Genomic DNA, 19,263 nt, shown 5'->3' on the forward strand with positions numbered 1-19,263 from the left:
GTAAACTTATGCTTCATCCATTGCCGTATTTTTACGCACTTGCTCCTGCAGACTTACAAACCGCGTAAATACATCATCGACGCTAATATTGCGAGCATCATAATCTTTTCCTTGCAGCATTTCGTACGGCACACCCCATGGCGTCCATAGCCATGCAGCCTTGTTGCCGAACAGCGCCACCACTGGTTTACGCACCCCAGCAGCAATATGCAAGGCACCGCCGTCGCTGGTCACAATCTGATCGCATAGTGACATACCGGCCATCAGCTCACGAACGCTATTCGTTCTTACTGGAATAATCGGCAGATCGGCACATTGCGCGCTGATAAAATCAGCCTTATCATCATCACCGGGATGTAATTTATTATCTGATTTTCCTGGAGACCAGAATAACATAATATGGCACGCCTGTATGGCTGCAAGTTTATGAGCAAGCTCAACAAACTTTTCTTTTTGCCATTGTTGTTCTTCTCTTCGGGAACTTATCTGCAACCCATAAACAGGTAAATTGTCCTGTGGAAATTCTATCTTTGCTTTTATATCAGCCAGTTCTTGTGGTGTGACATACAGCTCCAGCGGACCTGGTTTAGAAGTACAGCCTAGCGGTCCCGTTAATCTATTCAATAAATTGACCAGATGAAGCTGCTCCTGAGTTTCAGGAATAGCATCGGTGACAATGTCCGGGCAGTCATTACCAATAGCGATAATTCTTTTAGCACCCGCTAATTTTGCCCACTGTAAAGGTCGTTTATCCCAATGCTCTTTGGCAATAATCGCGACATCATATTTAGCACGACGCAGATCGATAATCGTCTTCAGGCGCTGAAACAATACCTTAAGGCTAGATGTGCCTTTAGAACGGTGGTGCAGCTTGCTGTATAAGAAAACTTTACCTACATGAGGATTATTTTCGATAATCGATTGATTGTAGGTGTTAACCAACAAATCAACTTTACAATTCATGTCTTTTGCAATAGTCGAGATCAGCGGCGTTGTCAGTATCAAGTCGCCAATGTTATCTCTACGAATAATTAAAACTTTCATTTTTTAGCCCGTGATATTTTATTACTCGTAAAGATCAGACCCAGCATTAAACCTGATAACGCAAGGTTTTGCTCAAGGTAGTGATCACGCATCATGTTATCTACACCACTACGGAACAAGAAGCTCACCGTGAAAAGAGACAAGTACAGACCCGGAATTATTAAATCACGAGAGAATGCACGCCAGCCAATAAGGATCATCAACATGACGAATGCCACCCAGTTGATAAGCCCAAGGACACCGTTCTGAAGCGCGACATCAATCAACCCGTAATGGCTGTTAGATTGCTGAATAATAGGGTCGTGATATTTTTCCTGCAGAAGCACTAAGAATGCATCTTTTCGCGGACCCGCACCAAACGGATATTCAGCGATCAGTTCGTTCCCCTGACGGAAAAACGATGCCCGGCAACTATTCGAGTCATCCATTATGCGGCCAGTGCTGTCCTGCATCAACGGGCCATCAAAACCGTTATAGCAACGACTGTGCATACCCAGATCCCAGCCAGCAACCATATCCATGCTTAGGCTTTTCCAGCGGGAGTCCTGATGCCAGGAAGTGTAGCCTATAATGCCTACTACTATCGTAACGACCAGTGCAGCCAGACAGAGCTTCAGCAAGTTCTTTCGGCTAATCGCTTTTAAGGCAATAAATACGCAGATAGAAATCGTACTGCCAATCAGACCAATAGTGCCCCAGCGGGTCTTCGCTAATGCTGAACAGATGAAGCACAGCAAAATAAAGGCAGCCATCAATTTGTTGCTGAAAATTAGATACTTACGACCCAGGAACAGTCGACAGGCAAGTTCTGCCAGTAAAATTCCCGAAACCATGTTTATCTGGAAGCTCATCTCGGTACGAGTTGGCACAATCCACGTCTCACCCCAAAGTATCGTTCCTGTCTTGATATAAAAATAGATATTCTGCAGCAGGTGAATAAATATTACCCCTAGCGAACACAGAACAACTAAAGACAATACCTTATTGGCCGTTACGTTTTTAAAATGATACTTACAGATTGGATACAAAAAGAGTCCAACAAAGAATAATAGCCCCGCACGCAGGTACTGTCCCTGCCAGCTGCGCAGCATTTTCCCCACATCAACTGCAACAAATAATCCATTGACCAGTGTAAATACGAGAAAAATAAGAATTAAAGCTATAGCATATTTCGCCAGTTGACTAAGCTCAATAGATACATATTTTCTACAAACGCAAAAGTATAAAGTTAGAGCTGCACTTAAATATATGGAGAAATTCCTATTGGCTGGCAAGATAGAATTCTGTATAGGCCAAACAAAACATAGAACACAAAATGAAATTAACAACAAATAAACTGCAATACCTTTACACGAGGCTTGCATTTGTGTATTTGAATTCATATAAACCCTATTGAAACAAAACCCGACACATATTTATAAATAAAAAATGCAAGAAGAGACATAGTATGAATTCATTCCATGAAATACAAATTCCATTTACAACATATTTTTACAGTTAAAATCACAATGATTTTCGAATTGTTCTTTCGCGAATGGCTCTGGCTTTTCCTTCAACCTGTTCAATGAACACACCCTCATTCTTAATAATATCTTTCAGGTTACGGTTGAAATATACCTTTAAAAATCTATAATAATCTCGAGTCGTCAATCCAATATTATCGGATGAAAAATAAAGTCCAGTAAGATCCTTATTACGCCAACGTAATGGCACTTTATTTCTAATTTGTGCCCGATGCAGATCGATCACCGAAATTTTTAGACTATCTTCATTTTTATCATCAAATGGAAGATGAAGTAAGAAATGGCAAATATAACAATCACGATGGTTAACACCGCCAAGATGCATCGCGCGAACCATATCGGCTACGCGTTGAATCAGCATTCTTTTTACGTGCGGATGCGGGGGTTCAACACTCCAATTCGCACAATAATCTTCCAGGCTAATAGTTGGCGTTAAATCTTCGGTAATGATAAAAGAGGTTTTCTTTACCGGATTCCAACCCGTTTCGCCAAATGCAACGCCATGCATCGTATCAACGCCTAAGGAGGCTAAACGGTGTATGGCATTCCACTCACGGTCGGCACCCAGTACCGGCATACGAAGTGACAGTAGATTTTTAATGACTTCTTTATAAGTGGTACCTCGGTGCCACTTCAAAAAATAGCTCTTATCAGCAACGCTAAAACGAAGTGTGCGACGGGTTTCTAGTTCCCGAAAGACCTCACCCTGAAGCTTTCTAACCTCGATGAATGGGTCTTTTCCCTTCCACAATGTGGCAAAGGGTTCATTTAACTCAACCATGCAATTCACCTGTAATAATATCCGCTACATGTTCTGGCAAACTATAAAGATCCTGCGTATCCGCATAATGCCGCGCATTTTTCGCCCACTTTTCACGAAGAGAACTATCCGCCAGGACCTTATGCAAATCGTCATCAAGCGCATGTTGCTCAAAAGGTTCACTCAATACAACACCGCATCCTGCCGCCGCTACGTGAGGTGCGTAACCGCAGACCTCCGTCACGAGCACAGGCAAACCCGCCGCGATAGCTTCAACCAGTACAATTCCCGCAGCTTCCTGCTTCGCCGGATGTAATAACACGTCCGCAGCCGCCATCAGATGTGCAACATCATCACGCCCAGCAAAGAAATGGACGTTCTCTTTCACACCCATTCTTTCTGCCTGTGCAGCGAATGCGCGAGGTTTATCCTGACCAACAACAAAGAGCTGGGTTTGACGACGGATACCCTCAGGCAGTGCGGCAACAGCGGCAATTGAGCGGCCGACCCCTTTTCGTGAAAAATCAGAACCAACCTGCAACAATAAGAAGTGATCCGGAGTGATGCCGATGGCTTCACGGTAGCGTTCACGGCTACCGGGGGCCTGGCTACTGTATTTTCTATCGGGATAGATGCCGGGCGGAAGAAGCTGAAAGCGCTCGTCTTCCGTATGGTAATACATTTTAAAATCAAGGATTTGTTTTGTAGTCAGCATCAGCAACTTTGTCTTCATCCCTGGTTTAAACACAGCTTGCTCAAAGGCTGCGTAGTGACGGTATCGCGCCGTTAAGCGATACAAGAACCCCTTTTCTTTCGCTACCTTCGCCGCATAACACACATCCGCTGCGTAGTAATAATCCAGCCCCGGCATTTTATTAAAACCCAGGACACGGTCTGCCGGGTACTGAGTTAAATGCTGCTGAACCCACGTCTGATACTGTTTATCTCGTCCATGGTTGGAATGTGCGGTAACCGGGACATCAACGCACTCAAATTCCGCCGGGCGCTCCCCTTGCCAGGCCCGTGTATAGACTCGGACATGATGCCCGCGCGCCGCGATCGTTTTAGCGATACGCATAAAGTCACGCTGTAGCCCACCATAGGGAAAATATTTGTACAGACAGAGGGCAACAATCATTGTGCATTCACCTCAATTTCTGGCGCGTCGCCATTGAGCACTTGCCAGGCGGCGTTAATAACATCTTCCGCAGGGATCACTGACGGATATTTATAACTGCGGTCCAGCTGCTCTCTTGGCGGTACTGGCTGATAGTTTCCAGCCCATAGTAGCGTGACATTTTCCGCCCATGGCCGCCATGCGATATGATCCGTCGCGCCAAACAAACAAATGATAGGGGTCTTCACCGCTGCGGAAATATGCATAGGCGCGGAGTCAACACCGATAAACAACGCCGCATGATCAATGAGAGCAGCCAATTCAGGAAACGTCGTTTTACCCGCAAGCGCGGTGACGGGAGATAATTTACATCCCTCAGCAATATCATGGATACATTCCTGGTCTTCCTTCCCAGGTCCAGAGGTCAGCACAACCGGATAACCTTGTTCCTGTAAGGCATCAATAACCTCACAAAATTTCTCGTTATCCCAACATTTAAAGATCTGACGAGCGGTTGGCTGAATAACTACATAGCGCTCACCTACGTTGAGCTGTTTTAGCTGTTCATGGATATTTTTCCAATGGGAAGGAGCGTAGTGCATGGACAGTTCGTGCTTGAGTGTTTTAAGCCCAAGTGGATTCAGAATCGACAGGTTACGCTCGACGATATGGTCGCCAGTAATCGGCACAAGATGCGTAAAGCTCTTCTGCCAGAAAGGCTTCTGACGGTGCGAGAAATCAGGAGAAAGTTTTGTATCAGCGGACAAAAAGCGGACCAATAGTGCAACCAGCCACTGATCGGTCAAGTTGATTACTAAATCATATTGGTTTTGGCGTAATTTTTTTATTAATGAAATGAAATTAGCGATTTTCTTTTTTGTCGTGGCGTTTTTCTTACTGATTCCATATAGCGCATTAATTTCCGGATTTTCAGATAAAATCGGCTTTGTGTCTTCGTAAAGGAGCACATCGATTTTGGCATCAGGATAGTTACGTTTTAATGTACTGATGACGGGGGTTGTCAGCAGCATATCGCCATGAAAACGCATTTTAATGACCAGGATATTTCTGAATAACTTTTCCACAAGCGGCTCTTTTGTTGAGAGTGTCCGATACCGTTAAGCAAAAAAAAGCACGCTACCGCCCCAAGCTCAACAGTTGCCTGATTACTGATATCGCACTAAAATTTTGCGCGCTAGTGTACCACTTCTTTAGTGGCAATCCGATACGAATAAAAGTTAAGCACATTTTTCTTTTCGTCTTTCCAATCAATTCATTAGCGCAGATTAATGTCAACTTTAAAACCAATTTTGTTATCCTCTCTAGCCCCTGACTTTAATTTCAAAGAGTTACGCCAGAATGTAACTTAATGGTCTATCACACGTCAGATTGACCACTTTAGCGTCTAATTGGTCCCTGAATGGCAAAAGTAATAGCAAAGCACCGGGTAAATACATAGAATCCACAGCACATCCATTAGCCAGCTAACGCCCATGCTTGAGTTGCTTTACACCACATTGCTCTACCTTATTCAGCCTTTGATCTGGATACGGCTTTGGGTGCGCGGACGTAAGGCTCCGGCCTACCGTAAACGCTGGGGCGAACGCTACGGCTTTTATCGCCGCCCGCTAAAACCCGGCGGCATCATGCTTCATTCGGTTTCTGTGGGCGAAACGCTGGCTGCAATCCCATTAGTCCGCGCTCTGCGCCACCGTTATCCCGACTTGCCGATCACGGTCACCACCATGACGCCAACCGGTTCCGAGCGGGTACAATCTGCTTTTGGCACTGACGTTCAGCATATTTATCTGCCTTACGATTTACCGGATGCCCTGAACCGTTTTCTGAATAAAGTTGACCCCAAACTGGTGTTAATTATGGAAACCGAGCTGTGGCCAAATCTGATCGCGGCACTCCATAAGCGCCACATTCCTCTGGTCATTGCCAACGCACGGCTTTCTGCTCGTTCAGCCGCTGGTTATGCGAAATTAGGTAAATTTGTTGGCAGACTACTGCGTCGAATTACGTTGATTGCCGCACAAAACGAAGAAGATAGCGCACGTTTTATTACGCTTGGCGCCAGAAGCAATCAAGTCACCGTTACTGGCAGCCTGAAGTTTGATATATCCGTCACACCGCAACTGGCCGCAAAAGCGGTGACATTACGTCGCCAATGGGCGCCTCACCGCCCGGTATGGATTGCAACCAGCACCCACGACGGTGAAGAAAGCATCATCATTGCCGCTCATCAGGCGTTATTAAATCAGTTCCCGAATCTTTTATTGATTCTGGTTCCCAGACATCCAGAACGGTTCCCGGATGCCATTAACCTTGTACGCCAGGCTGGACTAAGCTATACCACTCGTTCTTCGGGTGAAGTTCCATCATCAGGTACTCAGGTTGTGATCGGCGATACCATGGGTGAACTGATGTTGCTGTATGGCATTGCCGACCTTGCTTTTGTCGGCGGTTCACTGGTTGAACGTGGTGGACACAACCCGCTGGAAGCGGCAGCGCATGCTATTCCGGTGTTGATGGGACCACATACGTTTAATTTTAAAGATATTTGCGCCCGTCTCGAACAGGCAAGCGGATTGATCACCGTCACCGACGCAACTACGCTGGTGAAAGAGGTCTCTTCCTTACTGACCGATGCAGATTATCGTAATTTTTATGGCCGTCACGCAGTTGAAGTTCTGTATCAAAATCAGGGCGCGCTACAGCGTCTGCTGCAACTGCTGGAACCTTACCTGCCACCCAAAACGCATTGAGGCAAGTCATGCAAAAACGGGCGATTTATCCAGGAACCTTTGATCCTATTACTAACGGCCACCTTGATATCGTGACGCGTGCTACAAGCATGTTTGATCACGTAATTCTGGCGATTGCCGCAAGCCCCAGTAAAAAGCCGATGTTTACTCTGGAAGAGCGCGTTGAGCTGGCACAACAGGCAACGGCGCATCTTGGCAATGTGGAAGTGCTGGGATTCAGCGATCTGATGGCAAACTTTGCCCGTGATAATCAGGCGAACATTCTGATCCGTGGCCTGCGCGCGGTAGCCGATTTTGAATATGAAATGCAGCTGGCCCATATGAACCGCCACCTTATGCCGCAACTGGAAAGCGTTTTTCTGATGCCATCTAAAGAGTGGTCTTTTATCTCATCGTCACTGGTGAAAGAAGTTGCCCGCCACCAGGGTGACGTGACACACTTTTTGCCGGAAAACGTCCATCAGGCGTTAATGAGTAAACTGAAGTAATGCACCTGGCCGGATGCAGCATCCGGCCAGCAATGACACTATTTCTGACAGCGACGGCAATAGAACGTTGTACGCTGGGCGTGTTTTGTCGCAACAATCGGTGCGCCGCATGCACGACACGGTTCACCTTCTCTCCCATAGACCTGCAGCTCCTGGGCAAAATAGCCAGGCTTACCGTCACTTTGCAGAAAGTCCTTCAGCGTCGTCCCGCCCTGCTCGATAGAACGCAGCAACACCGCCTTGATAACGCGTACCAGCAATTCACACTCATCTTTCGACAGCGATGACGCAAGACGGTCAGGATGAATCCCAGCCGCAAATAGCGACTCGCTGGCGTAGATATTACCCACACCCACCACCAGCTTGTTATCCATCAACCAGGGTTTAATCGCCGTTTTCTTCTTTGCACATTTCTGCTGTAGATAATTGGCGTTGAAATCGTCGCTCAGCGGCTCAGGGCCAAGATGGGCGAGGACATTATGTCCATCCAGTTCTTTAGTCCACAGCCAGGCGCCAAAGCGACGGGGATCGGTATAGCGCAGAACTTTGCCGTTGCTCATCACTAAGTCAACGTGGTCGTGCTTGTCTGCCGGAAGCTCTTCAGAAAGGATACGCAAGCTACCCGACATCCCCAGATGAATGATTATCCAGCCATCCGCCAGTTCTAGCAGCAGGTATTTCGCTCGCCGCTGTACGCTGAGGACAGGTTGATCACTCAGACGATAGATTTCCTCAGATACTGGCCAACGCAAATGACCGTTACGCACCGTCGCGTGCATAATCGTTGCCCCCACCAGATGCGGCTCAATACCACGACGGCTGGTTTCGACTTCAGGTAATTCAGGCATAGTATCTCCGGCGGTATGTCAGGTCTCATTAATATGGGGACGGCCAGAAAACAAAAAACCCCGCCGAGGCAGGGTTTTTCTTTACATCAAAACGAAAATTATTTGATTTTCGCTTCTTTGTATAAAACGTGCTGACGAACAACTGGATCGAACTTTTTCAGTTCCAGTTTTTCCGGCTTAGTACGTTTGTTCTTCGTAGTGGTATAGAAGTGACCAGTACCAGCAGAAGAAACAAGCTTGATTTTCTCACGAATACCTTTAGCCATGATTTATTTCCTCTTAGTACTTAGTACTTTTCGCCACGGGCACGCAGTTCAGACAGAACTGTTTCGATGCCTTTCTTATCAATAACACGCATACCTTTAGCAGATACACGCAGGGTGACAAAACGCTTCTCGCTCTCAACCCAAAAACGGTGAGAGTGCAGGTTAGGCAGGAAACGGCGTTTAGTCGCGTTCAGTGCGTGGGAACGGTTGTTACCGGTCACCGGACGCTTGCCAGTAACTTGGCAGACTCGGGACATGTCTATTCTCCAAAAATCAAATTAGCTCGAGCTTCGTATGGGGTATTGGCGCCTCGTCAGGCTTCTCAGCCCGGTTATCGCAGTTCAATACACTTAATCTTTCAATGTTGCCTCGTCATTGGACGCAACAAGAATGATTTTGCGTATTTGCGAACTCTCGATTGCCAGGCCCAAATGCCAAACCCGAGATTCTCAAAGGTGGCGTAGTATACGCTGAGTCAGCGATGTGCTCAAGTCCCGAACAGACAAAGATCCCGATGGATCGCGTAAAGTGCGTTAAATCCAACCGCGTTCCGCAAAAGAAACGTACTCTCCGCGCCCAATGACCAGATGATCAAGCACCCGGATATCCATGAACTGACAGCATTTCACAACACGCTCGGTGATGAGTTTATCTGCTTTACTCGGCTCTGCACACCCCGAAGGGTGATTATGCGCAAGGATCACGGCAGAAGCATTCATTTTTATCGCTTCCCGGACAATTTCTCTCGGATGCACCTCAACATGGCTTAGTGTCCCGGAAAAAAGTTTGCTGTGTTTAATCACGTGATGTTGAGAATCCATAAAGATCACCAGAAAGATCTCGCGTTCTTCTTGCGAAAGCTGGCTTTGCAGAAATTCTCGCGCCATTTCCGGACTCAGTAGAGCACGCTCCTCTATCACTCGCACTTTGTAGTAGCGTCTTGCCAGCTCCGCAATCCCCTTCAACTGTGCGTACTTCGCGATACCGATTCCCTGAACATAGCTAAAATCCATGTAATCAGCAGACAACAGGCCATACAGCGACTCAAAATGCTGAAGCATCTCTTTCGCCAGCGTAAGCACATCTTTACCCTGCATGCCGGTACGTAAAAAAAGAGCCAAAAGCTCAACATCGGTCAGAGAACTGGCCCCCTGCGCCAACAGCTTTTCCCGGGGCATCATACTTCCTGTATTTTCCATGCTTCTCCCTCCTCTCGCGTCCGCATAGTGGCATAACACCGACGGTGAATCGACGTGCTGTTTTCACTTCTTCGTAGCGCCTCGCAAAGTGGAGTACGGTCAAAAGCACGACAAATTGCGGATTGTGATAAAATATCCGCCTTCTGGTGAAACCCAACAGGAAAGATCATGATGAGCCTGGCCGGTAAAAAAATCGTACTTGGCGTCAGTGGCGGTATTGCTGCGTACAAGACCCCTGAGCTGGTGCGTCGTTTACGGGAACGCGGCGCTGATGTCCGCGTGGCGATGACCGAAGCGGCAAAAGCATTTATTACTCCCCTGAGTTTACAGGCGGTTTCAGGTTATCCCGTTTCCGACAGCCTGCTTGACCCCGCAGCCGAAGCCGCGATGGGCCACATTGAGCTGGGAAAATGGGCCGATTTGGTCATCCTGGCGCCCGCTACAGCAGACCTGATTGCTCGTGTCGCCGCAGGTATGGCCAACGACCTGGTGTCAACGATTTGTCTGGCAACGCCTGCTCCTGTTGCTGTACTGCCAGCCATGAACCAGCAAATGTACCGCGCTGCCGCGACTCAGCACAATCTGGGTATTCTTGCCTCACGCGGTTTGCTCATTTGGGGCCCTGACAGCGGTAGCCAGGCATGTGGTGATATCGGCCCTGGACGTATGCTGGATCCGTTAACGATTGTGGATATGGCGGCAGAACATTTTTCACCTGTCAACGATCTGCAACATCTCAACATCATGATTACGGCGGGTCCGACGCGTGAACCGCTTGATCCCGTGCGTTATATTTCCAACCACAGTTCCGGGAAGATGGGGTTTGCAATCGCGGCCGCTGCCGCAAAGCGCGGGGCAAACGTCACACTGGTATCGGGTCCGGTTTCGTTATCCACACCACCATTTGTTCAGCGGGTTGATGTGATGACCGCGTTGGAAATGGAAGCCGCTGTGCAATCTGCAGTGCAACAACAGCATATTTTTATCGGCTGCGCTGCAGTCGCTGATTATCGCGCTGAAACTGTCGCCCACGAAAAAATAAAAAAACAAGCGACGCAGGGTGATGAATTAACAGTAAAAATGGTCAAAAACCCGGACATTATCGCCGGTGTTGCCGCACTGGATGCTAACCGTCCTTTTGTCGTTGGGTTTGCCGCCGAAACAAATAATGTGGAAGAATATGCCCGGCAAAAACGCATCCGCAAAAACCTTGATGTGATCTGTGCGAACGACGTTTCGCTGTCTACTCAAGGGTTTAACAGCGATAGCAACGCATTACACCTTTTTTGGCAGGATGGAGACAAAGTCTTACCGCTTGAGCGTAAAGAACTCCTGGGCCAATTATTACTCGACGAGATCGTGACCCGTTATGATGAAAAAAATCGACGTTAAGATTCTGGACCCGCGCGTAGGGCAACAATTTCCGCTCCCGACGTACGCCACTTCTGGTTCTGCCGGACTTGACCTGCGTGCTTGTCTTGATGACGCCGTAGAACTGGCGCCGGGCGCAACAACGCTGGTGCCAACCGGGTTAGCTATCCACATTGCCGATCCTTCTCTGGCAGCGGTGATGCTCCCGCGCTCCGGGTTGGGCCATAAGCACGGTATCGTGCTGGGCAATCTGGTTGGTTTGATTGATTCCGACTACCAGGGCCAACTGATGGTGTCCATCTGGAACCGTGGTCAGGACAGCTTCACTATTGAGCCGGGCGAACGTATCGCGCAGATGGTATTTGTACCGGTCGTGCAGGCTGAATTTAATCTGGTGGAAGAGTTTGAAGCCACCGATCGTGGCGAAGGTGGCTTCGGCCATTCCGGGCGCAAGTAACCCGCAGAAAAGTATCCCATAGCGTAATAACGCAATAACACACCGCAAACATCAGTTTGCGGTCGCTGTGTGGATGCCTGCCTGGCAAGAGCTTATTTTCAGGGGTATTTTGTAACATGGTAGAAAAGCAAACTGCGAAAAGGAATCGTCGCGAAGAAATACTTCAGTCTCTGGCACTGATGCTTGAGTCCAGCGATGGTAGCCAACGCATCACCACAGCAAAGCTGGCAGCCTCAGTTGGCGTATCCGAAGCGGCATTGTATCGCCATTTCCCCAGCAAGACCCGTATGTTCGATAGCCTGATTGAGTTTATCGAAGATAGTTTGATTACGCGTATCAATCTGATTTTGAAAGATGAAAAGGACACCAACGCGCGTCTGCGCCTGATCGTTCTGCTGATTTTAGGGTTTGGTGAGCGTAATCCTGGCCTGACACGAATTCTGACCGGACACGCGTTGATGTTCGAGCAAGACCGTCTGCAAGGTCGCATTAACCAACTTTTTGAGCGCATTGAAGCGCAGTTGCGCCAGGTTCTGCGAGAAAAAAGAATGCGTGAAGGTGAAGGCTACACCGTGGATGAAACGCTGCTGGCCAGCCAGTTACTGGCTTTCTGCGAAGGTATGCTGTCCCGGTTTGTACGTAGCGAATTTAAATACCGCCCAACGGATGATTTTGACACCCGCTGGCCGTTGGTTGCCGCTCAATTGCAGTAGCGATTTCGTCTTGTCCGGCCTACGGGGTTACGTAGGCCGGATAAGCGCAGCGCCATCCGGCAGTTATTAAACGCCGTACGCTTCGCGATAGGCCCGTACTGCCACCAGATGTTCCGCCATCTCTGGTTTCTCTTCCAGATACGCAATCAGATCTTTCAGGGTAATGATAGAAATCACCTTGCAGCCATAATCACGTTCCACTTCCTGAATCGCGGAAATCTCGCCGCGACCGCGTTCCTGACGATCGAGAGAAATCAGTACCCCCGCCAGAGTGGCGCCATTCGCCTGGATAATTTCCATCGACTCGCGAATCGCCGTACCTGCGGTGATAACATCATCCACTAGCATCACGCGTCCCTCTAGTGCGCTACCAACCAGATTCCCGCCTTCACCGTGGGTCTTCGCCTCTTTACGGTTAAAGCAGTACGGCAAATCTTTATCGTGGTGTTCCGCCAGCGCAACGGCCGTTGTGGTCGCAATCGGAATACCTTTGTAGGCAGGGCCAAACAGCAAATCGAACTCAATACCGGAATCCACCAGCGCTTCGGCATAAAAACGGCCTAACAGTGCCAGGTCGCGCCCGGTATTAAACAGCCCGGCGTTGAAGAAATAGGGGCTTTTGCGCCCGGATTTCAGCGTAAATTCGCCAAACTTTAGTACCTGCTTGCTAAGCGCAAACTCAATAAACTGGCGCTGATACGGTTTCATGGATTCGCTCCTCATCTCACTTTATTACAGACAAAAAAAAGGCGACTCATCAGTCGCCTTTAAAATCAATTTTCTAACGCCGCCTTCTGCGTCGCTACAATGGATTCGATTCCCCCTCGAGCCAATGCCAGTAGGGTGAGAAGTTCTTCATGGCTGAACGGTTCGCCTTCCGCCGTGCCCTGAACCTCTATAATGCGACCGTCCTCAGTCATCACTACGTTCATGTCGGTTTCAGCAGCAGAGTCTTCAACGTACTCAAGGTCACAGAGTGCTTCACCGTTCACAATGCCCACGGAAACCGCGGCGACCATCCCTTTCATCGGGTTAGTTTTCAGCTTACCGCTCGCCACCAGCTTGTTCAGCGCATCAGCCAACGCAACGCATGCGCCGGTAATTGAAGCGGTGCGCGTACCACCATCGGCCTGAATAACATCGCAGTCCAGCGTAATTGTGAATTCGCCGAGCGTTTTCAGATCAACAGCTGCGCGCAGCGCGCGGGCGATCAGACGCTGGATTTCCATGGTACGACCGCCCTGCTTACCTTTTGCCGCTTCACGGGCGTTACGGGTGTGCGTAGCGCGTGGCAGCATGCCATATTCTGCGGTGATCCAGCCCTGGCCCTGACCTTTTAGAAAACGCGGTACGCCTTCATCAATAGAGGCGGTACACAGCACTTTGGTATCACCAAATTCGACCAGCACGGAGCCTTCAGCATGTTTTGTATAATTACGGGTCAGGGTGACGGGACGCACCTGATTGGCACTACGACCTGCTGGACGCATGATAAAATCTCCGGCTTGAAACGAATGTGGCTGCGCATTATACGGACTTCCGACTGTTATTCCTATCCTGACAAGACGCTGATGGCTATAATCCTCCCATCTCATCTTTAAAAACAGGAACGTCTATGATCCGCAGCATGACCGCCTACGCCCGGCGTGAAATCAAGGGTGAATGGGGTAGCGCCACCTGGGAAATGCGCTCGGTAAACCAGCGTTATCTGGAAACTTATTTTCGCCTGCCGGAGCAGTTCCGTAGTCTCGAACCCGTTGTTCGCGAACGTATTCGCACGCGTCTGACGCGCGGTAAAGTCGAATGTACGCTGCGTTTTGAGCCTGATGCCAGCGCGCAAGGCGAGCTGATTCTGAATGAAAAACTCGCTAAACAGCTCGTTAGCGCTGCTAACTGGGTCAAAATGCAGAGCGATGAAGGTGAAATCAACCCGGTTGATATCCTGCGCTGGCCAGGCGTAATGGCTGCCCAGGAGCAGGATCTGGACGCTATTGCCGTCGAAGTCCTCGCCGCACTTGACGGTACGCTGGATGACTTCATCGTCGCACGTGAAACCGAAGGTCAGGCGCTAAAAGCACTGATCGAGCAGCGTCTGGAAGGCGTCAGCGCTGAAGTCACGAAAGTGCGTGCACATATGCCGGAAATCCTGCAATGGCAGCGCGAGCGCCTGGTAGCTAAACTGGAAGACGCCCAGGTACAACTGGAAAATAACCGCCTTGAGCAAGAACTTGTGCTGATGGCGCAGCGTATTGATGTGGCAGAAGAATTAGATCGTCTGGAAGCCCACGTCAAAGAAACCTACAACATTCTGAAGAAAAAAGAGGCCGTTGGCCGTCGTCTGGACTTCATGATGCAGGAATTCAACCGTGAGTCGAACACTCTGGCATCCAAGTCTATCAATGCCGAAGTGACGAATTCCGCGATTGAACTGAAGGTACTGATCGAGCAAATGCGCGAGCAGATTCAGAATATCGAGTAATTTTGCGTACCATACCTATACTATCGTAAAGCACAGGATAGCCTGCTAAATGCGGGCTATCCCTACCGCCAATAAGTGCTGATTGATATAAAATTGGAGTAATTATTTATCTGGCATATATTTGTCGTTATAAAGACTCTTCAGAATATCAACCCGAACAGCGTTGCTGCTGTTCATATTCACAACTGTCAGTACTTCATCAGATCCCCTGAGGCGCCAGCATTCTGCCTCTATATCGCATTTTTCCTGTTTTTCATAGCCCGCCATTGAGAGATATTCACTAATTTTCCACGTATCCCTGGTATTATAGAACGTCACACTCCATACATCAGCCTTAGGGCCAGAAATGTTCGTATAATTAAAGTCATACACTTGGGATATTCTCGGCATTTTTTTTAAAACTTTGGGAGTGTAATAATCATATTTGGTTTTATCAAACTCTGTATATTGTGCGTTACCTGCAAGTCTCATTTTAATATTAGGCCAGAAATAAGAGCTGCATATAGCTATTACCATCAGCACTATTATGACTGCCTGTTTCATATGTTTCCCTTTTTTACCAGTTAACGACCGTTCCATCTCTGGAAACTATTTTAACGTTACCAGAACTGAAGTCGCTGTAAGGTATCACTGTTCTCATGAATGAGGGTAAAACACCTTTTACAGGAAGAGCTAAAGCTGATTTCATCGGATCGGGAAATAAAATCGGTTGGAATGAGGTGTTTTTAAAAGAGCCTATTGGACCATAATAATCCCAACGTCTGAGGGCTTCCTCTTTGCTGACGGGTTGCAATAGCGGGAATGGGTTACTATATGAGAAGACGCGGTAGAATCCCAGCAAATCGGATACTAAATCCTCACCACTGAAACCGCTGTCGGTGTAAAGAAAAAAGGGGAAATTTGACTGTAAACCTTCAAAACGATGAGCAAGCGCCATCATCATGGAAAGCGCTATACTATATCGCTCAAATAAGCTGCGCCCTTTTCTAATTCTCCATCTGATAAACTTCCCAATTGTGAGGCCTCCTCTTCCCATGCTTTGAGTGTATTTTATATCGTAATAATCCTTTCCTGAATGCTCGCCTTGATGCATATCCGAGAGTAACTTTCTGACATCATCTCCTCGAGCGTGTCCCATATCTACCCACCCCAAAACTTCGGTGTAGATTATCCCGCTTCTTAAAATTCCAGCCTCTCTGCCATCCTGAATTTCCTCTCTTACGCTCATGTCTATCACTCCGACTCACTTAATGCTGAAAATTTTGCTGTAAATGCGCCTACACGCATAGAGGCGATAGCTGAGGGGAACCATTTTTCAGAATAGAAGCCGCTGCATATCAGAGTTTACTCAGGATGACGTCCCTAATGGCTTCTGGAGTGTCAACTTGTTCTATGGTCAGGGGGATAGTTTGATGAAATATCATACGTGGCTCGCCAGTAAACGGCGGCTCTACGCGTTTTTTCCGATGAGCATGTTTATAACCTCCCACTACGCATTATATTTTCTCATCATTTATCAACATCATTAATATCGTGATATCGCATATCATATGGTATTTTCGCCAAACCATCATTAGCTGTAGTTATTAAAATCACTTCACCTTAGAAAATCTCAATCGTGACAAGGCGCACAAATCGTTAACCTTAGCCCCCAGCAAATCAGGGGGAATACATGCTGTTACACGTTTTATATTTAATTGGTATTACTGCCGAAGCCATGACCGGTGCGCTTGCTGCTGGGCGTCGTCGTATGGATACATTTGGCGTCATCATCATTGCCACCGCGACGGCCATTGGCGGCGGATCGGTACGCGATATTCTTCTCGGCCACTATCCTCTTGGCTGGGTAAAGCACCCTGAATACGTCATTATCGTGGCGACCGCTGCGGTACTCACCACCATTATTGCTCCCGTCATGCCCTATCTGCGCAAAATATTCCTCGTACTGGATGCGCTGGGCCTGGTGGTTTTTTCTATTATCGGTGCTCAGGTGGCACTGGATATGGGCCATGGACCGATTATCGCCGTGGTCGCTGCGGTCACGACCGGCGTCTTCGGTGGCGTATTACGCGACATGTTCTGCAAACGAATCCCGTTAGTGTTCCAGAAAGAGCTGTATGCTGGCGTATCATTCGCCGCTGCTGTGTTGTACATCGTGCTACAGCATTATGTCTCCAGTCATGATGTAGTGGTTATCTCTACTCTGCTCTTCGGCTTTACCGCCCGATTACTGGCGCTGCGCCTGAAGTTAGGTCTGCCGGTATTTTACTATCGCCATGAAGGCCATTAAGGCATAAAGCCCGCGATGCGCTGAGCAGCTAACCAATTGCTCAGCGCTGTAACCTCTCGATCCTCCAGCCATTGAATAACCTGCCGTGCCCGCCGCTCACCCATGAAAGGAAGCTGCCGCCAGCTTTGCTCATCGCGTTCTTTTAACTGCTGCCACGAACTATCCCGGCTGGCATTTAGCGTTGCCTGTGTTAACGGTATTCCCATAGCAATCACCCAGCGCGTGAACGGGAGATCGCGCGACAGGTTGAACTGATGCCACAGCTTCTCCCCTTTGATTACACCAAGTGTGGACTGTAACCGTTCCTGAGTTAACCCAAGCCAGGAAAAGATATGTTCAAAGCGATACGCCTGATGGAGCTTTCGCCATCCCGCCTCGCCGATCCCCTCCAGCCCCAGCACCTCTTTGCCACCCAGCCAGACCAGTCTGGCAACAAACTGTTCCTGGCACTCCGCTGTAGCATAAAAACAGGTTAATGAATTGAAGCGCCCCTCGGGGGGTATTGGCTTAGTACGCTGAGTGCTGCGCCAGACCACCTCGTCTATACGGGGTATCCCTTGTCCGGCCAGACTCACCAGAATCTGATCGCCAGGCGCGATATCCCATTCATTCCAGCGTCGGACGGAGCCAATATTGACGCGCTGTACGCGTTTATCATCCAGCATGACGGGAGTCAGCAATGCAACCACCGCAATTTTCCCGCTTTTACCAACGGAGAACTGAATACCCGTTACCTCAGATACCCTCGTCACGGGAGGATGTTTCCACGCCGCCAGCCAGTCACCCTGTCCGGGTAGCCAATACTGTGCCCGTGGTTCTTTTGCCGTTCGCACCACGACACCATCCGTCACAAAAGGTAATTCTGAACTCCACCACCTGATGCGCGACTTTTCGACGTCATCCGCATTCTTCACGGCCTGAGTATAGCGTTGCGTGTAACTGAACCCGGCAGCCGTGAGCTGCTCCAGTCTTTCAGACATGACCGCCGGACCATCAGGCCAGGCCCAGATAAAAATTGCCAGCGAGCGTAACATTTCCGGATTGCCCTGGCGCATCATCAATCCAGCAACCTTCGAGCGGGCATTCATTCCCCCGCTCTGCTTCTGAATATGCCCCTCTTGCTGCAAAAATATCTCACCCTGCAACGTACTGTTAGCGAGTTTCCCCCTGGTGGAATGTGGTACGGAAGGGATCTGCAGAACCTTTTGCGTCCAGTCTTCGCCTTGCAGGCCATTACCACGGCTAATCGCCCGTACCAGATTGCCATTGCGATAGACTAACGTCACCGCCACGCCATCCACCTTCGGTTGCACCCAGAGATTGCTGCGAGCGTGCATCCATTGCTGTAGCGCTTGCTTATCAGCAAGTTTTCGAACGCCCGTATGGGGAACAGGATGCGAGACGGTGCCACTTATTGGGGGCGCAGAAAGATCTGATGGGGCTTCATCGCCAAAACAGCGCTGCCATTGAATTAGTTGCGCATTGAGCTGGTCATAAACGCCGTCGTCTACGGCACTTTCCCCTTGTTTCCAGTAACTGTCATTCCACTGTGTAATCTGCTGCTGTAGTCGTGAAATTTCCTCGTTTGCCCTGGCAGGCGACCAGACGGGGCATACCGCCCATACGGGTAGATACCCCATTAGCAAAACCAGCCCTATGCATTTCCATAATCCCATGCTATCTCCGCTGAACGATACGTTTCCCGGCAGGTATAGCGCGAAGTGAAATAGAAACAGAGCGGCAAAAATTCATCCTGCGAACAGCTTTCCGGACATTTACATGTATTGCTGCAAATCATCGATAAAACAGGAAACTGGTACGCAAAACGCAATAAACATGCGCAAAAAGTGTGACAAGGGCTACGTCACATAGCGGCTACGTGTATAATAAGCCCGTATGTAGGCTCTCTTTCGACAATCACATACATTAAGATACTC

At 48.7% G+C, this 19,263-nt stretch carries 21 protein-coding genes; 7 read left to right on the plus strand and 14 right to left on the minus strand.

The genetic code is table 11. The features are described 5' to 3' along the window. Window positions 1–6: 6 nt before the first annotated feature. From OGY72_RS21935 to rfaQ, 5 genes are all read right to left on the minus strand, one after another. Window positions 7–1,044: a glycosyltransferase family 9 protein gene (locus OGY72_RS21935; RefSeq protein ID WP_003827303.1), complete on the minus strand. Its 1,038-nt coding sequence runs from the start codon at window positions 1,042–1,044 to the stop codon at window positions 7–9. Continuing rightward, window positions 1,041–2,426: an O-antigen ligase family protein gene (locus tag OGY72_RS21940; protein ID WP_267441245.1), complete on the minus strand. Its 1,386-nt coding sequence runs from the start codon at window positions 2,424–2,426 to the stop codon at window positions 1,041–1,043. The genes OGY72_RS21935 and OGY72_RS21940 overlap by 4 nt, the downstream gene beginning before the upstream one ends. A gap of 121 nt (window positions 2,427–2,547) precedes the next feature. Beyond that, window positions 2,548–3,348, minus strand: coding sequence for a lipopolysaccharide core heptose(I) kinase RfaP (rfaP, locus tag OGY72_RS21945; protein WP_148361320.1), 801 nt, complete (start codon window positions 3,346–3,348; stop codon window positions 2,548–2,550). Beyond that, a complete protein-coding gene (locus OGY72_RS21950) occupies window positions 3,341–4,465 on the minus strand; it encodes a glycosyltransferase family 4 protein (RefSeq protein WP_126317225.1) in 1,125 nt (374 codons plus the stop codon). The genes rfaP and OGY72_RS21950 overlap by 8 nt, the downstream gene beginning before the upstream one ends. Further along, on the minus strand, window positions 4,462–5,529 hold the full coding sequence (gene rfaQ, locus OGY72_RS21955; RefSeq protein WP_286549456.1) for a lipopolysaccharide core heptosyltransferase RfaQ: 1,068 nt from the start codon (window positions 5,527–5,529) through the stop codon (window positions 4,462–4,464). Before rfaQ ends, OGY72_RS21950 begins: the two co-directional genes overlap by 4 nt. A 408-nt stretch (window positions 5,530–5,937) precedes the next feature. Between rfaQ and waaA the strand changes: the two genes are divergently transcribed. Next, a complete protein-coding gene (gene waaA, locus OGY72_RS21960) occupies window positions 5,938–7,215 on the plus strand; it encodes a lipid IV(A) 3-deoxy-D-manno-octulosonic acid transferase (protein WP_286549457.1) in 1,278 nt (425 codons plus the stop codon). A gap of 8 nt (window positions 7,216–7,223) precedes the next feature. Beyond that, complete coding sequence (gene coaD, locus OGY72_RS21965; protein ID WP_003024099.1) at window positions 7,224–7,703, plus strand: pantetheine-phosphate adenylyltransferase; 480 nt, start codon at window positions 7,224–7,226, stop codon at window positions 7,701–7,703. A gap of 38 nt (window positions 7,704–7,741) precedes the next feature. Here coaD and mutM read toward each other — a convergent pair whose 3' ends face one another. The 4 genes from mutM to radC all read right to left on the minus strand — a co-directional run bounded on the left by mutM (window position 7,742) and on the right by radC (window position 10,016). After that, the gene (mutM, locus tag OGY72_RS21970; protein WP_286549459.1) at window positions 7,742–8,551 is read right to left on the minus strand and encodes a bifunctional DNA-formamidopyrimidine glycosylase/DNA-(apurinic or apyrimidinic site) lyase; all 810 of its coding nucleotides are present in this window, start codon (window positions 8,549–8,551) and stop codon (window positions 7,742–7,744) included. 98 nt (window positions 8,552–8,649) lie between these two features. Further along, window positions 8,650–8,817: a 50S ribosomal protein L33 gene (rpmG, locus tag OGY72_RS21975; RefSeq protein ID WP_003024094.1), complete on the minus strand. Its 168-nt coding sequence runs from the start codon at window positions 8,815–8,817 to the stop codon at window positions 8,650–8,652. 20 nt (window positions 8,818–8,837) lie between these two features. After that, window positions 8,838–9,074: a 50S ribosomal protein L28 gene (rpmB, locus tag OGY72_RS21980; RefSeq protein WP_003024071.1), complete on the minus strand. Its 237-nt coding sequence runs from the start codon at window positions 9,072–9,074 to the stop codon at window positions 8,838–8,840. A 276-nt stretch (window positions 9,075–9,350) separates the two neighbouring features. Further along, on the minus strand, window positions 9,351–10,016 hold the full coding sequence (radC, locus tag OGY72_RS21985; RefSeq protein WP_126317223.1) for a RadC family protein: 666 nt from the start codon (window positions 10,014–10,016) through the stop codon (window positions 9,351–9,353). 171 nt (window positions 10,017–10,187) lie between these two features. On the opposite strand from radC, the gene coaBC reads away from it, so the two are divergent. The 3 genes from coaBC (at window position 10,188) to slmA (ending at window position 12,557) form a co-directional block, all read left to right on the plus strand. Continuing rightward, window positions 10,188–11,408 (plus strand): bifunctional phosphopantothenoylcysteine decarboxylase/phosphopantothenate--cysteine ligase CoaBC, encoded by a 1,221-nt coding sequence (gene coaBC / locus OGY72_RS21990; protein ID WP_095533115.1) that lies wholly within the window; start codon window positions 10,188–10,190, stop codon window positions 11,406–11,408. Next, the gene (gene dut / locus OGY72_RS21995) at window positions 11,386–11,844 is read left to right on the plus strand and encodes a dUTP diphosphatase (protein WP_006687626.1); all 459 of its coding nucleotides are present in this window, start codon (window positions 11,386–11,388) and stop codon (window positions 11,842–11,844) included. Before coaBC ends, dut begins: the two co-directional genes overlap by 23 nt. A gap of 116 nt (window positions 11,845–11,960) precedes the next feature. Further along, window positions 11,961–12,557 (plus strand): nucleoid occlusion factor SlmA, encoded by a 597-nt coding sequence (gene slmA, locus OGY72_RS22000; RefSeq protein WP_003827257.1) that lies wholly within the window; start codon window positions 11,961–11,963, stop codon window positions 12,555–12,557. A gap of 66 nt (window positions 12,558–12,623) precedes the next feature. Here the strand turns inward: slmA and pyrE are convergent, their stop codons facing one another. Both pyrE and rph read right to left on the minus strand, forming a co-directional pair. Beyond that, window positions 12,624–13,265 (minus strand): orotate phosphoribosyltransferase, encoded by a 642-nt coding sequence (gene pyrE, locus OGY72_RS22005; protein WP_003837602.1) that lies wholly within the window; start codon window positions 13,263–13,265, stop codon window positions 12,624–12,626. A 65-nt stretch (window positions 13,266–13,330) separates the two neighbouring features. After that, the gene (gene rph, locus OGY72_RS22010) at window positions 13,331–14,047 is read right to left on the minus strand and encodes a ribonuclease PH (RefSeq protein ID WP_003024054.1); all 717 of its coding nucleotides are present in this window, start codon (window positions 14,045–14,047) and stop codon (window positions 13,331–13,333) included. 125 nt (window positions 14,048–14,172) lie between these two features. Between rph and OGY72_RS22015 the strand changes: the two genes are divergently transcribed. Next, complete coding sequence (locus OGY72_RS22015) at window positions 14,173–15,036, plus strand: YicC/YloC family endoribonuclease (protein WP_191222024.1); 864 nt, start codon at window positions 14,173–14,175, stop codon at window positions 15,034–15,036. Between the two features lie 102 nt (window positions 15,037–15,138). Here the strand turns inward: OGY72_RS22015 and OGY72_RS22020 are convergent, their stop codons facing one another. Both OGY72_RS22020 and OGY72_RS22025 read right to left on the minus strand, forming a co-directional pair. Beyond that, on the minus strand, window positions 15,139–15,579 hold the full coding sequence (locus OGY72_RS22020) for a hypothetical protein (protein WP_286549462.1): 441 nt from the start codon (window positions 15,577–15,579) through the stop codon (window positions 15,139–15,141). Window positions 15,580–15,592: 13 nt separating this feature from the next. Next, entirely contained in the window at window positions 15,593–16,264 is a 672-nt protein-coding gene (locus tag OGY72_RS22025) for a hypothetical protein (RefSeq protein WP_286549464.1), read from the minus strand. A 444-nt stretch (window positions 16,265–16,708) separates the two neighbouring features. Here OGY72_RS22025 and OGY72_RS22030 point away from each other — a divergent pair, with 444 nt between their 5' ends. Next, window positions 16,709–17,326 carry a trimeric intracellular cation channel family protein gene (locus OGY72_RS22030; protein ID WP_003024049.1) on the plus strand — a complete coding sequence of 206 codons (618 nt, stop codon included), beginning with the start codon at window positions 16,709–16,711 and terminating at the stop codon, window positions 17,324–17,326. Here the strand turns inward: OGY72_RS22030 and ligB are convergent. Then, the gene (gene ligB / locus OGY72_RS22035; RefSeq protein WP_286549466.1) at window positions 17,323–19,002 is read right to left on the minus strand and encodes an NAD-dependent DNA ligase LigB; all 1,680 of its coding nucleotides are present in this window, start codon (window positions 19,000–19,002) and stop codon (window positions 17,323–17,325) included. The two genes, OGY72_RS22030 and ligB, sit on opposite strands and share 4 nt — an antisense overlap. Window positions 19,003–19,263 lie beyond the last annotated feature (261 nt).

The organism is Citrobacter sp. Cpo221 (assembly GCF_030332345.1).
Taxonomy (GTDB): domain Bacteria; phylum Pseudomonadota; class Gammaproteobacteria; order Enterobacterales; family Enterobacteriaceae; genus Citrobacter; species Citrobacter portucalensis.

Excerpts from the sequence above, each read along its gene's own strand:
- OGY72_RS21935 (WP_003827303.1), bottom strand. The coding sequence starts at position 1,044 with ATGAAAGTTTTAATTATTCGTAGAGATAACATTGGCGACTTGATACTG.
- OGY72_RS21940 (WP_267441245.1), bottom strand. The coding sequence starts at position 2,426 with ATGAATTCAAATACACAAATGCAAGCCTCGTGTAAAGGTATTGCAGTT.
- rfaP (WP_148361320.1), bottom strand. The coding sequence starts at position 3,348 with ATGGTTGAGTTAAATGAACCCTTTGCCACATTGTGGAAGGGAAAAGAC.
- OGY72_RS21950 (WP_126317225.1), bottom strand. The coding sequence starts at position 4,465 with ATGATTGTTGCCCTCTGTCTGTACAAATATTTTCCCTATGGTGGGCTA.
- waaA (WP_286549457.1), top strand. The coding sequence starts at position 5,938 with ATGCTTGAGTTGCTTTACACCACATTGCTCTACCTTATTCAGCCTTTG.
- coaD (WP_003024099.1), top strand. The coding sequence starts at position 7,224 with ATGCAAAAACGGGCGATTTATCCAGGAACCTTTGATCCTATTACTAAC.
- mutM (WP_286549459.1), bottom strand. The coding sequence starts at position 8,551 with ATGCCTGAATTACCTGAAGTCGAAACCAGCCGTCGTGGTATTGAGCCG.
- rpmG (WP_003024094.1), bottom strand. The coding sequence starts at position 8,817 with ATGGCTAAAGGTATTCGTGAGAAAATCAAGCTTGTTTCTTCTGCTGGT.
- rpmB (WP_003024071.1), bottom strand. The coding sequence starts at position 9,074 with ATGTCCCGAGTCTGCCAAGTTACTGGCAAGCGTCCGGTGACCGGTAAC.
- radC (WP_126317223.1), bottom strand. The coding sequence starts at position 10,016 with ATGGAAAATACAGGAAGTATGATGCCCCGGGAAAAGCTGTTGGCGCAG.
- coaBC (WP_095533115.1), top strand. The coding sequence starts at position 10,188 with ATGAGCCTGGCCGGTAAAAAAATCGTACTTGGCGTCAGTGGCGGTATT.
- dut (WP_006687626.1), top strand. The coding sequence starts at position 11,386 with ATGATGAAAAAAATCGACGTTAAGATTCTGGACCCGCGCGTAGGGCAA.
- slmA (WP_003827257.1), top strand. The coding sequence starts at position 11,961 with ATGGTAGAAAAGCAAACTGCGAAAAGGAATCGTCGCGAAGAAATACTT.
- pyrE (WP_003837602.1), bottom strand. The coding sequence starts at position 13,265 with ATGAAACCGTATCAGCGCCAGTTTATTGAGTTTGCGCTTAGCAAGCAG.
- rph (WP_003024054.1), bottom strand. The coding sequence starts at position 14,047 with ATGCGTCCAGCAGGTCGTAGTGCCAATCAGGTGCGTCCCGTCACCCTG.
- OGY72_RS22015 (WP_191222024.1), top strand. The coding sequence starts at position 14,173 with ATGATCCGCAGCATGACCGCCTACGCCCGGCGTGAAATCAAGGGTGAA.
- OGY72_RS22020 (WP_286549462.1), bottom strand. The coding sequence starts at position 15,579 with ATGAAACAGGCAGTCATAATAGTGCTGATGGTAATAGCTATATGCAGC.
- OGY72_RS22025 (WP_286549464.1), bottom strand. The coding sequence starts at position 16,264 with ATGAGCGTAAGAGAGGAAATTCAGGATGGCAGAGAGGCTGGAATTTTA.
- OGY72_RS22030 (WP_003024049.1), top strand. The coding sequence starts at position 16,709 with ATGCTGTTACACGTTTTATATTTAATTGGTATTACTGCCGAAGCCATG.
- ligB (WP_286549466.1), bottom strand. The coding sequence starts at position 19,002 with ATGGGATTATGGAAATGCATAGGGCTGGTTTTGCTAATGGGGTATCTA.